Below are 14,922 nucleotides of genomic sequence, written 5' to 3'. Positions count from 1 at the left end.
AAATTTACACAAAGTTAAACAGAAGAGGTATGGGTTATGAAGAAGATTAATTTGCGTAAGATGTTTCTGGCTCTCGCAGATGTGTTTATTATCGTTGTCAGCGGTATTCTTGCAAATTATATTCTCTCACTTGTCGGTTACATAGGTACTGCTTCAAGCAAAGGCTTGTTGAGCTATATTGTTATTGATCTTGTCATGTGTCTGTTTACGCTTTATATAAGCGGAACATATTCAAAATTGTGGCGATACTTTAACGCAAAGGACTATATTGTGTGCGGAATTGCCATCTTTTCGGGGTTTACGCTCGGCTTTGTAATCTCGTTGTTTTTGCAGATTCCGCAGAGAAAGATTTTTTGTATAGTACATTTCGCAATAGCCCTTGTCGGAATTCTTGCATTCCGTTTTGTTTTCAGAAGGGCTTTTCTTGACCTTACCGAGGCAGGAAGGGCAGAGGGCGGAGAGCGCACCCTTATTGTGGGCGCAGGCAATGCCGGCAGAATGATTGTTCGTGAAATTCACAATGCGAAAGAGCAGGGTGATGTTAATAATCCTTCAAAAAGCATCATTCCGGTATGCTTTGTCGATGATGATTTGAAAAAGCTGAATCAGAAAATCGAAGGAATCCCCGTTGTCGGAACCTGTCCCGAAATTGTTAAAATATGTGATGAATACCGCATAGACAATATTATTGTTGCAGTTCCGTCATGTGAGGAAGATGAGAAGAGGAAGATTCTTGACTACTGTTCCGCAACAGAGTGCAAAATCAAGATTATCCCTTATCTCGGTGAGCTTTTGTTTGATGACGGGCATACACAGCTTATTTCACAGGCAAAGGAAATCAAGATTGAGGATCTTCTCGGCAGAAAACCCATTGAGTTTGACCGAAAGGAGATTCATGACCTTATCAACGGAAAGGTTTGTCTTGTTACAGGCGGCGGCGGTTCAATCGGCAGTGAGCTTGTAAGACAGATTGCAAAGAATGATCCGAAACAAATCATCATTGTTGATATCTACGAAAACAACGCATATGACATTCAGCAGGAGCTTGTGCTTGAATACGGCACAAAGCTTAACCTTGTAACGCTTATTTCATCGGTTCGTGATTACGACAAAATGGAGCTTATCTTCAAGACATATCGCCCCGAACTCGTATTCCACGCTGCCGCTCACAAGCATGTTCCGCTTATGGAAACCGTTCCCGAGGAGGCTGTAAAGAACAACATCTTCGGCACATTCAATGTTGCAACCCTTGCAGAAAAGTACAAGGCAAAGAAGTTTGTTATGATTTCAACCGACAAGGCTGTTAATCCGACAAATGTTATGGGCGCAACAAAGCGTGCGTGCGAGATGATTATTCAGTACAAGGCGCAGCACAGCACCAATACCGAATTTGTAACAACAAGATTCGGTAATGTTCTCGGCTCAAACGGCTCGGTTATTCCGCTGTTTCGCCGTGAGATTGAAAACGGTGCTCCCGTTACTGTAACACATCCCGATATTATCAGATATTTTATGACTATTCCCGAGGCTGTTTCGCTTGTTCTTGAGGCAGGTGCAATGGCAAAGGGCGGTGAGATTTTTGTTCTTGATATGGGTGCTCCCGTCAAGATTACAACCCTTGCCGAGAACCTTATCAGAATGTACGGTAAGGTTCCGTACAAAGATGTTCCGATTATTTTCACGGGACTTCGTCCGGGTGAAAAGCTTTTTGAGGAGCTTCTTATGGACGAAGAAGGTCTTAAGTCAACACAGAACAAGAAAATTTTCATAGGAAATCAAATTAAAATAGACGAAACAGATATGCTGTCAAAGCTTGAGGTTCTCAAAAAAACCGCAGAAAACAATGACAGTGAAAAGACAGTTGAACTTTTGGCAGAACTTGTACCTACTTTTTGCCACAAGGTCAATGATTAACCGAAAAGGAGAAATTTTATGTGCGGTATTGTAGGTTATGTAGGACCTAAGGATTGCAGTGAGGTGCTTGTTAATGCTCTCACAAAGCTTGAATACAGAGGCTATGACTCGGCAGGTATTGCGGTTTTTGATAACGGAGAAATCAAGACCGTAAAGACCAAGGGTAAGCTTCAGGACTTAAAGGATAAGCTTGCAGAGGTCGGCACTCCGAAAGGTCATGTCGGCATAGGTCACACCCGTTGGGCAACCCACGGCGAGCCTTCGGATGTAAACTCACATCCACACAGCGGTACAAGGGTTACAATCGTTCACAACGGTATTATTGAAAACTATATGGAGCTTAAAGACTTCCTCATCTCAAAGGGAAGAACTTTTTTAAGCGACACAGATACAGAGGTTGTTGCTCAGCTCCTCGACTATAAATACAACGGAAATCCTCTTGAAACAATTGACAGTGTAATGGCTGAGCTTAAGGGTTCGTTCGCACTCGGAATTATGTTCAAGGATTTCCCCGACAGAGTTTTTGCGGTTCGCCGTGAAAGTCCTCTTATCGTAGGTGTTGCAGAGGGTGAGTGCTTTATTGCGTCCGATGTTCCCGCAATTCTTCAGTACACAAGGGATTATTATCTTCTTGCCCATGATGAAATCGTAACACTTTCATCTGACGGTGTTTCGTTCGTTGACGAACACCTTGATCCGATTGAAAAGGAGCTTCAGACAGCCGACTGGGATATGGAGGCTGCCGAAAAGGGCGGTTATCCGCACTTTATGATTAAGGAAATCAACGAACAGCCCGAGGCTATCAGAACAACGATTATGCCGAGAATCAAAGAGGGACTTCCGTTTCTTGAGGAATGCGGCATAACAACGGAAACAATCAAGAATTTCAAAAATATCACAATCGTTGCCTGCGGTACTGCTATGCATGCAGGTATGGTCGGCAAGTATGTTATTGAGGATATCGCAAGAGTTCCCGTAAATGTTGACATTGCGTCTGAGTTCCGTTACAGAAATCCGATTGTAGGCGAGGGCGACCTTGTAATCATCATTTCACAGTCGGGCGAAACAGCTGACAGCCTTGCCGCAATGCGTCTTGCAAAGCAGAAGGGTGCAAAAACTCTTGCAATCGTAAACGCAAAGGGCAGTTCAATTGCCCGTGAGGCGGATATGCTCATCTACACACTCGCAGGTCCCGAAATTTCCGTTCCGTCAACAAAGGCATACATCACACAGCTTTCCGTTATGTATCTCTTTGCCTTTGAGCTTGCTCTTGCAAAGGAAACAATCAGCACAGCCGAGTGCAAGCGACTTGTTTCGGCTCTTACAAAAATGCCCGAGGCAGTTCAGTATGTAATCGACAACTGCGAGGATACCTGCAAGTTCGTTGCCACAAAGCTGGTTGCAACCGACAGCTTGCTTTACATAGGCAGAGGTCTTGATTATGCCCTTTCAATGGAGGGTTCGCTCAAGCTCAAAGAGGTTTCGTACATTCACTCAGAAAGCTACGCCGCAGGCGAGTTAAAGCACGGCACAATTTCGCTTATTGACGAGGATGTTCCCGTTATCGCCGTTGCAACTCAGACAGGTATTATCCCCAAGACAATCAGCAATGTTGTTGAGGTTAAGTCAAGAGGAGCGAAGGTTATTCTTGTTTGTACAGATGCCTGTGCAAGAGAACTCAAGGACGGTGTTGCGGATTATGTTATCGAAATTCCGCATACAGACGAGCTTCTTATGCCGATTACAGCGGTTGTTCCGCTCCAGATTCTTGCTTATTACACATCAATCAACAGAGGTATTGATCCCGATAAGCCAAAGAACCTTGCTAAGTCGGTTACTGTAGAATAAACGGCAGTCTTGTTTTTAATTGAAAATTGAAAATTGAAAATTGAAAATTGAAAATGTAAAATTATGGTCGGGAAGGCAGTTTGCAAGATGCAAATCATTGTCGCCCGACCATTTTTTATTTATATGAAAGTATATGCTTAATTGTAAGAGCGTCCAATGAACGCTCCTACATAACTTACTCTTGTTTTCAAATTTCAGCGGTAAAAACCTTGTATTTTTTTGACAGATTATGTATAATTAATTAGATATACATTCTAAAAAGCAGTATTGATGAATCTAATTTAGTTTCGGGGGAATATACGGACATGATGAAAACTGTTTTTAAAAGAGCTGTAACGCTTGCAATTTGTGCCGTAACGGTATTTTGCGGTATTTTTGCCTGTTCAGGCGCAACAAAAGATTACGAGATTCCGCAGATTGACGATATGACGCTTTCAATGCCTGACGGTATGAGCGCTGTTACAAGGGACAGTAAAAGCACAGATAAATATTTTTCCGTTTTCGGTCTTGATTATGACACAACAATGAAAACCTTTCAGAACGGAAATATCTATCTTCAGGGTATGGATAATATGTCATCGGTTATTCTGACCGTGACAATGACAAAAAATGAGAGCAGCGAGAATGTCGGCAACTATGCTCAGCTTTCTTCAAGCGAGCTTTCAAATATACGCAACAATTTTCTTAATTCCGACGAGTATCTGAGCTGTACTCCCGACCAAAAAGAAAAAGCTGTGTGGCTTGTGTTTGACGCAACTGCTCAGAGCAGTAAGGGCGATGTGAAAACCTTTGTTGCCAACACGGTTTATGACGGTATGAACATTAATATCACAATGCAGAGAACAGAGGGTGATGTTACAACCGTTGACTACGATACTTTTTCCAAAATTGTATCTTCGGTAAAATTCAGCGACCTGCCGTTTTCAAAGGGATTTATTCCGTACATAATCATCGGCGGCGGTGTTATTATCCTTATTTTGATTGTTCTCATCATAATTTTTGCCGTGAGAATCAGAAAGCATAAAAAGGCTAAGAAGAATAACGCTATTCTTGAGGAGCTTGCAGTCAAGTATAAACTCGGTGAAAAGGGTACGGACTACGACATTGACAATTTTGACGATTCTCCCGAAAAGCCCGATAAACGCTCAAAAAAAAAGCAGAAATATGCGGAAGAAGTTGAAGAAGAACCGGCTTCGCCGGGCAGAAGATATGCTCCCGAGCCGATAATCGAAAACATGGAAGAACCGGAAGAAATTACAAGTGAGTATTCAAACTTTGGTTATGACACGGATGATGCCAAGGAAAAAGAAATTGACGAGATAATCAACTCCGCAAAGGCTTACAAGAGTGAGCTTGAGCGTGAGGCATATAAAAACAACTACGGTTACGAGGAAAACAGCACGGAGGACGAAAAAAAAAAGGAGCCTACCGCAGCAGATACCTCAGAGACTGAACCCGAAAAAATTGACGAAAACAAAAAAGATAACGCAGAAACACCTGAAAAACACGAGGACATAAGCTCTTCGTCAGGTCCTACACTCGTTATTCCCGAACCCGAACACGATCTTTTTGAAACAAGCGAGCCTGACGATATCGACCGTGAGGACGATGCCGATGTTGAAGAAACCGAGGAGGTTTCCGAACAAAAGCATCCGCTTGAAAAAAAGGTTGACAAGTACGCAAACATCATTTTCGGCAGTGACGATCCCGAGGAGAAAACCGGGGAAGAGGTTGATGATGAGGAGCTTGTAAGGGCAAAGGCTAAGAAAAACAAGTTTGACAGCGGTTATGACTTTTTTGACGAAGCTCCTAAAAAGTCAATGGGGGTTATCAAAAGCTCAGACCTCAGAGATGCCGAGGATTTTGATGTTATCGGCGAGGTTGAAAGAAAAGCAGAAACCGTAAAGCAGAACGCTCTTGAAAAAGAGAATAATAAAGAAACCGAGGGTGAACCGAATGATAAACGGTCAACGGAAGAGGTTCTTGCCAATGTAGGCAAAAACATCGGTAACGCTCTCAGGGGCTTTGCAGGCGGAGTTAAGAATTTTGGCATTCACTGCGGATATTTCTGCAAGAATGTTTCAATAATGATAAAGCGTAAGCGTGCGATTGCCAAACGCAAAAAGGCAGAGGAAGAGAGAAGAGAGAGAGAAAGACAAAAGGCAGAGCGTGCAAGAATGCGTGCCGAAAGAGGCGAGAGTGACGGACTTGTTCAGGTTCACAGCAGAACCGACCGCCGCCCACAGCAGAATCGCCGCCCTGCAAACAGAAACAAGAGAAGATAATTTCTTTTCTTAACGGAGGAAAAACATGGAAATGCTAATTAAAAACGCAGTGGTTGTTTCCCCTGCCGACAAGCTTAACGAAAAAACAGATATTCTCATAAAGGACGGTGTGATTGCCGAAATCGGCAGCGGCATTACATCAGACGGAGAGATTATTGACGCAGACGGTCTTTGTGCCGTTCCGGGATTTGTTGATATGCATGTGCATCTTCGTGATCCCGGTCAGACTCACAAAGAGGATATTATCACGGGATGCAAGGCGGCTGCCGCAGGCGGTGTTACAAGCCTGCTTGCAATGCCTAACACCAACCCGACAACCGACAGCCCCGAAATTGTAAAGTATATTCTTGACAAAGCTAAAGACGCCGACAGCCGTGTTTATGTTGCGGCAAGCGTTACCAAGGGGCTTAAAAGCGAAGAACCCACAGACATTGACGCTGTGAAGAGTGCAGGTGCAATAGCACTTACCGATGACGGCAGACCTGTTGAAAACACAAAGTATTTGAGTGACGCAATGAAAAAAGCTCCAAAGCTCGGCATGACAATTGTCGCACATTGCGAGGACTTGTTTCTTGCCGACGGCGGTAAAATTAACGAGGGCGAGGTTTCGGAAAAGCTCGGTGTCAAGGGAATCCCTGCCGGTGCCGAGGACTGCGGAACTGCAAGAGAAATTGCACTTGCCGCCGCTCTTAACGAGCCTATTCATATCTGCCATGTCAGCACCAAAACAAGCGTTGCGCTTATCCGTGATGCCAAAAAGAGAGGTGTTAAGGTGACCGCCGAAACCGCTCCTCATTATGTTTCGCTCACGGACAGGGAGCTTTTAAGAGGTGACGCTGATTACAGAATGAATCCGCCTCTCAGAACTCAGGCTGATGTTGACGAGATTATCAACGGGCTTTGTGACGGCACACTTGATGCCATAGCAACCGACCACGCACCGCACACACCCGAGGAAAAGGCTGATTTTGTAAAAGCCCCCAACGGTTCAATCGGCATGGAAACCTCGTTTGCGGTCTGCAACACATACCTGGTTAAGACAGGCAGAATGACGCTTTCACAGCTTGTTGAGAAGATGAGTGTTAATCCTGCAAGGATTTTGAAAATCAACGCAGGCACTCTTTCAGTCGGTGCAAATGCCGATGTTGTTCTTATAAATCCCGATGAAGAATGGACAGTTGATGCTGGTAAACTTCACGGCAAAAGCAAAAACACCCCGTTTAAAGGCAGAACCCTCACAGGTAAGGTCAAAAAGACAATCCTCGGCGGTAAGGTAGTTTTTGAAGATTGAGCAAATAAAACCCGTAGGGGCGGATATTATCCGCCCGCAAGTAATAGTGCGAAATTGTTGTTAAAACAAATTATATAAATGAAACAAAGATAATGATATACTGTAGCGGCGAACCGTGTTCGCCAATCGGTTAAAATGGCAGTCAATGACTGTCGGTAAATAAACAGAAAATTTATTTAACATAAAGGAGTAAAATTATGGCACAGAAGGGTGACCTCCTGTCGGTAAGACAGGACATCAGAGTAGTAGACGCAACAATCCGTGACGGCGGTCTTTGTAACGATTTCAGATTTGACGACAAATTTATCAAGGCTCTTTACAATGCAAATGTTAAAGCCGGTGTTGATTATATGGAATTCGGCTACAAGGCATCAAAGGAAATCTTTAACGAAGAAGATTTCGGTAAGTGGAAATTCTGTAACGATGCAGATATCAGAAAAATTGTAGGAGACAACAAGACTCCTCTTAAAATCGCTGTTATGGCTGATGTCGGCAGAACAGATTTTAAGAAGGATATTATCGCAAAGAAGGACAGCCCGATTGACCTTATCAGAGTTGCAACATACATCAACGCAATTCCTGCGGCTGTTGAAATGATTGAGGACGCTGCAAAGAAGGGCTACGAAACAACAATCAATATTATGGCTGTTTCAAAGGCAAGAACCGAGGATATTACAGCGGCTCTTGAAACTCTCGGCAAAACTCCAGTAAACGCTTTCTACATTGTTGACAGCTACGGTGCACTCTATCCCGAGGAGTCAAGACGACTTGCAGACCTTTACTGCTCAATTGCCGACAAGTACGGCAAGTCGGTCGGTATTCACGCTCACAACAACCAGCAGCTTGCTTTTGCCAACACAATTGAGGCTATGACTCAGGGTGTCAGCTACCTTGACGCAACCGTTGACGGCATGGGCAGAGGCGCAGGCAACTGTGCGCTTGAACTTCTCCTCGGTTTCCTCAAGAACCCGAAGTATCAGGTTGCTCCTATTCTCAAAATCATTGAGGAGTACACCCACAAGTTTAAGGCTGAGGGCGTTAAGTGGGGTTACGATATTCCGTACCTTCTCACAGGTCAGTACAACACACATCCCCGTCCTGCAATTCAGTTCGTAAAAGAGGACAGACAGGATTATTACAAGTTCTCAAATGAACTTTATGATATTATCAACAGCTAATTAAATTTGTAGCGGCGTTCATTGAACGCCAATCAAACCGATTGCAAAATCGGTTCGACCATACAAATGATTTGAATTAAAGTAATTAACCACGATATAACAATACATTTGTTGTTTATTCGTTTTGGTTTCACAACCAAAACGATTGGCGGTCATTGACCGCCGCTACGGTTAAGCAATGACATTGTTTAAATCAAAATATGAACGAACAAATTGTTTTTACATTACAAAAAATGAGGAGAATCACTATGGCATTTGACAGACTTATCGAAAATATTGTAAAAATGCAGAATCCTACGGTTGCAGGTCTTGACCCTAAGCTTGACTATGTTCCCGAATCAATCAAAACAAAATGCTTTGAAAAGTATGGCAAGACGCTTGAGGGTGCGGCTGCTGCACTTTTTGAATTCAACAAGGCGCTTATTGACGCACTTTATGATATTGTTCCTGCCGTAAAGCCACAGGCTGCATATTATGAAATGTACGGCTGGCAGGGTGTTAAGGCTCTTTGCGACACAATCGCTTATGCAAAGTCAAAGGGTATGTTCGTTATCACAGACGGCAAGCGTAACGATATCGGCACAACTATGGAGGCATATGCTACGGCACACCTCGGTCATACAGATGTTGCAGGCGAAAGTATTGACGCATTCGGTGCAGACGCACTCACGGTAAACGGCTACCTCGGAACAGACGGTATCAAGCCGCTTGCAAAAATTTGCGATTCGGATGACAAGGGCATTTTTGTTCTTGTAAAAACTTCAAACCCAAGCTCGGGCGAACTTCAGGATATGAAGCTTGAAACAAATGAGAGCGTTTATGAGCATATGGGCAAGATGTGCGAAGGCTGGGGCGAAGACCTTATGGGTAAGCACGGCTATTCGGCAGTAGGTGCAGTTGTGGGTGCAACATATCCCGAACAGCTCGGTGAAATGAGAGCAAAACTTCCGCACACATTCTTTCTTGTTCCCGGTTACGGTGCTCAGGGCGGCGGTGCCGATGATGTTAAAAACGCATTTGACGAAAACGGTCTTGGTGCAATCATCAACTCAAGCCGCGGCATTATGTGCGCAGGGAAAAAGCAGGGGCTTACAGAAGATGATTTTGCCGTTGCCGCTCGTAAAGAGGCTGAGCGTATGAGAGATGAAATCGTTGGTTGCATCGGCAAAATTAAGCTTGGCTGATTCATTTGCACAACAGAATCACGAAATTTTTCGTTTTTTATGCTTTAGTGCTATGAATTTATTGACTTTAGCGTGCTAAAAGCGTATAATTTAAATGTATTTATTTTTACAACTATATTTTTAAATTTTCTTTAAAAAGGGAGATATCAGAAATGGCAAGAGTATATAATTTTTCGGCAGGTCCTTCAATGCTGCCTGAGTCTGTGCTTAAAAAAGCAGCGGCAGAAATGCTCGACTACGAAGGCAGTGGTCAGAGCGTTATGGAAATGTCACACCGCTCAAAAATTTACGGTACAATCATTGAGGGTGCCGAGGCTCTTTTGAGAGAGGTTATGAACATTCCTGACAACTACAAGGTTCTTTTCCTTCAGGGCGGTGCGTCAACACAGTTTGCGGCTATCCCTATGAACCTTATGACAAAGAGCGGTAAGGCTGATTATGTTATCACAGGTCAGTGGGCTAAAAAGGCTCATGCAGAGGCTGCCCGTTACGGTCAGGCTAATGTTGTTGCTTCATCGGCTGACAAGACCTTCACATACATTCCAAAGCTTGATCCTTCAACATTCACAAAGGACGCCGACTATTTCTACATCTGCATGAACAACACAATTTACGGTACTGTTTATCACGAGCTTCCCGACACAGGCGATGTTCCGCTCGTTGCAGATATTTCTTCCTGTATTCTTTCAAGACCGATTGATGTTTCAAAATTCGGCGTTCTCTATGCAGGCGCACAGAAGAACATGGCTCCGGCAGGTCTTACGGTTGTTATCGTTCGTGAGGATCTTATCGGCAACGCTATGGATATCACTCCTACAATGCTTAACTGGAAAACTCACGCTGACAACGGTTCAATGTTCAACACACCGCCTTGCTACACAATTTACATTGCAAAGCTTGTTCTTGAGTGGATTAAGAACGAGGTTGGCGGTCTTGATAAGATGTATGAAATCAACAAGAAGAAGGCTGACCTTCTCTACGGTTTCCTCGATTCTTCAGAGCTTTTCAAGGGTACTGTTGTTCCCGAGGATCGTTCGCTTATGAATGTTCCGTTCGTTACAGGTGACGCTGACCTTGACGCTAAATTCGTTAAAGAGGCTACTGAAAACGGTCTTGTTAATATCAAGGGTCATCGCACAGTCGGCGGTATGAGAGCTTCAATTTACAACGCTATGCCTTATGAGGGCGTTGAAAAACTCGTTGAGTTTATGAAGAAGTTCGAGGCTGAAAACAAGTAATTATTGAATATTATGATATAACGGGCGAACGCTGTTCGCCTGTTATTGTAAATTCTTAAAATAAAAAATTAAAAAGGATTGATTTTGATGTATAACATTCTTACATTAAACAAAATCGCCGCTATCGGCACAAGCCGTCTCGGTGATAACTATAAATACGGTGACGATGTTCAGAACCCTGACGCAGTTCTTGTAAGAAGTGCCGCAATGCACGATATGGAATTTGCCGATAACCTCCTTGCAATTGCACGAGCAGGTGCAGGCACAAACAACATTCCGAAGGATAAGTGCAGCGAGCAGGGCATTGTTGTTTTCAATACACCGGGTGCTAACGCAAACGCTGTTAAGGAGCTTGTTATCGCAGGACTTCTTATTTCAAACCGTAAGGTTATTGAGGGTTATGAATGGGCAAAGACTCTCAAGGGCAACGGTGCAGCTGTTGGTAAGATGGTTGAAAAGGGCAAGAGTCAGTTCGTCGGTCCCGAAATCAAGGGTAAGACCCTCGGTGTTATCGGTCTTGGAGCAATCGGTATTCTTGTTGCAAATGCCGCTGTTGCTCTCGGTATGAATGTAATCGGCTTTGACCCGTTTATGTCTGTTGGCAACGCTCTCAAGCTTGCTCCTACAGTTAAGCTCATGAAGAGCGCAGAAGATGTTATGGTAAATTGCGACTACCTCACAATCCATGTTCCGCTTACTGACGACACAAGAGATATGGTTGATGCCGATATGATTGCCAAGATGAAAGACGGTGTTCGTATTCTCAATTTCAGCCGTGACGGTCTTGTTAATTCAACAGCTGTTCTTGAGGCTGTTAAGAGCGGCAAGGTTGCCAAGTATGTTACAGACTTCGGAACAGACGATATCCTCGGTGAAGAGAATATTATCTGCCTCCCGCACCTCGGTGCATCAACTCCCGAAAGTGAAGAAAATTGTGCTGTTATGGCTTGTGATCAGGTTAAGGAGTATCTCGAGAACGGTAACATCATCAACTCCGTAAACTATCCTGCAATTTCACTTGCAAGAACAAATGCTGACGATACCCGTTTCTGCGTTGCTCACAAGAATGTTCCCGAGCTTCTCAAAAAGGTTCTCACACAGATCAGCGGCAATGTTGAAAATATGCTTTCAAAAAGCCGTGGCGACTATGCTTACACAATTATTGATGTTGCAGGCGCCGGTGCAGATGACCTTGCAAAAATCGCAGCAGTTGACGGCGTAATCAGAGTTCGTGCAATCTGATTTTAATTAAAATTTAATCGTTGAAAATTTAATCTATGAAAAAAGTCCGAACACGCAAAATGTTCGGACTTTTTGTTTGTGTGAATCTAAATATGTAGCGGCGTTCAGTGAACGCCAATCGAAACGATTGCAAAATCGGTTCGACCGTATTTCAAAATATTGGTGTATGGTTGATTTGGCTTTGCAGCCAAATCAAATGGCGATCACTGATCGCCGCTACGTATCGCTATATATTAAACTTTTACCAGATGGTATTTTTTTGCATTGGCAATTATAAATGTTACGGAAATTGCAACGGCACACAATTCTGCAACGGGCAATGCCGACCATACACCGTTTATGCCTATAAACATCGGCAAAATCAGCATTGCGGCACACTCGAAAACAAGCGTTCTTGCAACTGAAATTACGGCTGAAATCTTGCCGTTGTTGAGTGCGGTGAAAAGTCCCGATGCGAAAATATTCATTCCGCACAACAGATAATTTATTGCAAAAATTCTGAATCCGCTGAGTGCAATCTGCTGAATTTTTTCGTCGCCTGCCGAGAAAATTCCGACAAGCGGTTCTGCAAAAAATTCAGATGCCGTAATCATTGCAACCGAAATTATCAGCGTGATTTTTATGCATAATTTGAACAGCTTTTGCAGTTTTTCGTGGTTTTGTGCGCCGTAGTTAAAGCTGATGACGGGTGAAACTCCCGAAGTGAATCCAAACGAAACCGCAGTGAAAATAAAGTGAATGTACAAAATAGCACTTATAGCCGCAACGCCTTTTGCGCCTGCAAAGTGCATCATCTGAATGTTGAACAGCGCTGTTGTCACGGCTGTTGAAAGATTTGTCACAGCCTCTGACGAGCCGTTTGCCATTGCAAAGAGGATTTCACTGACCTTGAATTCAGGCTTGCCAAAGTGCAGAGTCTGCTTTTTGTTGAAAAAGAGCAAAAGCGGAATTGCACCCACAGCCATTCCGATGATTGTGCCGAGTCCTGCGCCGATTATTCCAAAATCCCACACTGCCATAAAAAGAATGTCAAGCACAATGTTTGTGCAACCCGACAGTATCGAGAAAACAAGCATGATATGTGGCTTGTCCGCTGTTACAAGGTACGATTGGTTGAGCATCTGCCAGCACATTACAAAGCCGTACGGAATCATAACGCTGCCGTAGTCAATGCAGTAGGGGAGAATTTTTTCGTTTGAGCCGAACATCATGTACATAGGTTCGGCAAAAATTGTGAACAGCACAGCAATGATAACAGAAATGACCGTTGCCGTGATTGCAACACCGGACATAAGTCGGTTTGCTTCCTCCTGTTTGCCTTCTCCCATTTTCTTTGCGATTATGGCATTTGAGCCTGTTGAAAACATTAAGCCCACAGCCATAAATACGAGCGTGAACGGATATACAATATTGATTGCGGACAATGCGTCACTTCCGACACAGTTTGCAACAACGATTCCGTCAACAACCGTGTAAAGTGACATAAAAACCATCATAAGAACGGTTGGCAAAGTGAATTTCAGAATCGTTTTTGCCTTAATAGGTTTTGCATAAATTGATGTTGCCATAAAACTTCCTTACCCTCAAATTTATATTTTTCACAGACCATTCAAACGATTGTATCATAACTTTGTCGCAATTACAACCGATTTGTCTTTTTTTGTAAAATATGCTATTATATACAGACTTAAAAGCGAAAAAAGGGGCGGTTTTATGTTTAAGGGCGCAGTTTTTGATATGGACGGGCTTATGATTGACAGTGAAAGGCTTGTTTATTCAATCTGGCAGGAAATGCTTGGTGAGGACGGCAAAGAGTTTAATCTTGACATTTTCAAAAAGACAATCGGACTTCGCAGTGAGGATTCCTACGAATATTACAAGTCGGTTTACGGCGATGATTTTGACTATCCCGCTTACAAGGCGGAGTCGAGAATCCGCTATTTTAAGCGTATCGAAAAGAACGGTGTGCCTGTAAAAAAAGGCTTGTACGAAATTTTTGATTATTTAAAATCAGTCGGTTGTAAAATTTCGCTTGCAACTTCAACCTCGTCACAAACGGCTTTGAAGATTATGAAGAAAATCAATCTCTATGATAAATTTGACGCATTCGTGTGCGGTGATGATGTTAAAAACGGCAAGCCCGATCCCGAGGTTTTTTTGATTGCCGCAAAGAAGCTCGGGCTTGAGCCGGTGGACTGCGTTGCGTTTGAGGACAGCATTAACGGCATAAAATCTGCACATGCCGCAGGTATGACCACGGTTATGGTTCCCGATTTGTCAGAGCCGACAGCCGAAATTAAACCGATGATAGATTTTTTGTGTACGGATTTAAGCGAAGCGATAGAACGAATTTCAAATTGAAAATGGAAAATTGAAAATTAATGTCGGGCAGACAGTTTGTAATGTAAAAAACATATTATGCCCGAGCGTAACATTGCAACCGTTCGTACAAATCTTTAGGGGCGGATATTATCCGCCACAGGCGGCGGTCGCAAGGCTACCCCTACGAGTTTACGGTTCCGGCATATTGTTGGCTCAATTATCCGAGAAAATTACAAATAATTACAAATGGTTACAATTTACAAAAATACAATTGAGCAGGGCTAATTATTATACACATTTTCCACATAGTTTTCAACAATTGTTAAAAAAGAACGGCAATGCCTGTTGAGCGTTGCTACGGTTACTGCGGAAAAGGGTAAAATTAAAAATAATCATTGAATAACAGCACGATAATATGTT

General features: G+C 43.3%; 10 protein-coding genes. 9 read left to right on the top strand and 1 reads right to left on the bottom strand.

The window, feature by feature from the left end; translation table 11 throughout:
- The first annotated feature begins 36 nt into the window (after positions 1-36).
- The 8 genes from AC2HW8_RS09120 (at position 37) to AC2HW8_RS09085 (ending at position 12,180) form a co-directional block, all read left to right on the top strand.
- Entirely contained in the window at positions 37-1,914 is a 1,878-nt protein-coding gene (locus AC2HW8_RS09120) for a polysaccharide biosynthesis protein (RefSeq protein WP_337566885.1), read from the top strand.
- Positions 1,915-1,932: 18 nt separating this feature from the next.
- On the top strand, positions 1,933-3,762 hold the full coding sequence (gene glmS / locus AC2HW8_RS09115) for a glutamine--fructose-6-phosphate transaminase (isomerizing) (RefSeq protein WP_484327454.1): 1,830 nt from the start codon (positions 1,933-1,935) through the stop codon (positions 3,760-3,762).
- A gap of 305 nt (positions 3,763-4,067) precedes the next feature.
- The gene (locus AC2HW8_RS09110; protein ID WP_484327453.1) at positions 4,068-6,047 is read left to right on the top strand and encodes a hypothetical protein; all 1,980 of its coding nucleotides are present in this window, start codon (positions 4,068-4,070) and stop codon (positions 6,045-6,047) included.
- Positions 6,048-6,072: 25 nt separating this feature from the next.
- Complete coding sequence (locus tag AC2HW8_RS09105) at positions 6,073-7,338, top strand: dihydroorotase (protein ID WP_118102284.1); 1,266 nt, start codon at positions 6,073-6,075, stop codon at positions 7,336-7,338.
- A gap of 197 nt (positions 7,339-7,535) precedes the next feature.
- Complete coding sequence (locus tag AC2HW8_RS09100) at positions 7,536-8,516, top strand: aldolase catalytic domain-containing protein (RefSeq protein WP_021882881.1); 981 nt, start codon at positions 7,536-7,538, stop codon at positions 8,514-8,516.
- A gap of 248 nt (positions 8,517-8,764) precedes the next feature.
- Positions 8,765-9,700, top strand: a complete 936-nt coding sequence (gene pyrF / locus AC2HW8_RS09095) for an orotidine-5'-phosphate decarboxylase (protein ID WP_484327452.1) — start codon at positions 8,765-8,767, stop codon at positions 9,698-9,700.
- A 152-nt stretch (positions 9,701-9,852) separates the two neighbouring features.
- Positions 9,853-10,938: a 3-phosphoserine/phosphohydroxythreonine transaminase gene (gene serC / locus AC2HW8_RS09090; protein WP_015522906.1), complete on the top strand. Its 1,086-nt coding sequence runs from the start codon at positions 9,853-9,855 to the stop codon at positions 10,936-10,938.
- Positions 10,939-11,025: 87 nt separating this feature from the next.
- Positions 11,026-12,180, top strand: a complete 1,155-nt coding sequence (locus tag AC2HW8_RS09085) for a 3-phosphoglycerate dehydrogenase family protein (protein ID WP_101070164.1) — start codon at positions 11,026-11,028, stop codon at positions 12,178-12,180.
- A 233-nt stretch (positions 12,181-12,413) separates the two neighbouring features.
- Here the strand turns inward: AC2HW8_RS09085 and AC2HW8_RS09080 are convergent, their stop codons facing one another.
- On the bottom strand, positions 12,414-13,748 hold the full coding sequence (locus tag AC2HW8_RS09080; protein WP_101070165.1) for an MATE family efflux transporter: 1,335 nt from the start codon (positions 13,746-13,748) through the stop codon (positions 12,414-12,416).
- 145 nt (positions 13,749-13,893) lie between these two features.
- Between AC2HW8_RS09080 and AC2HW8_RS09075 the strand changes: the two genes are divergently transcribed.
- Complete coding sequence (locus AC2HW8_RS09075) at positions 13,894-14,541, top strand: HAD family hydrolase (protein ID WP_303793113.1); 648 nt, start codon at positions 13,894-13,896, stop codon at positions 14,539-14,541.
- Positions 14,542-14,922 lie beyond the last annotated feature (381 nt).

The organism is Ruminococcoides sp. (genome assembly GCF_057037865.1).
The sequence above is the reverse complement of the archived record's forward strand: the minus strand, read 5'-3'. Positions and strand labels throughout refer to the sequence as shown.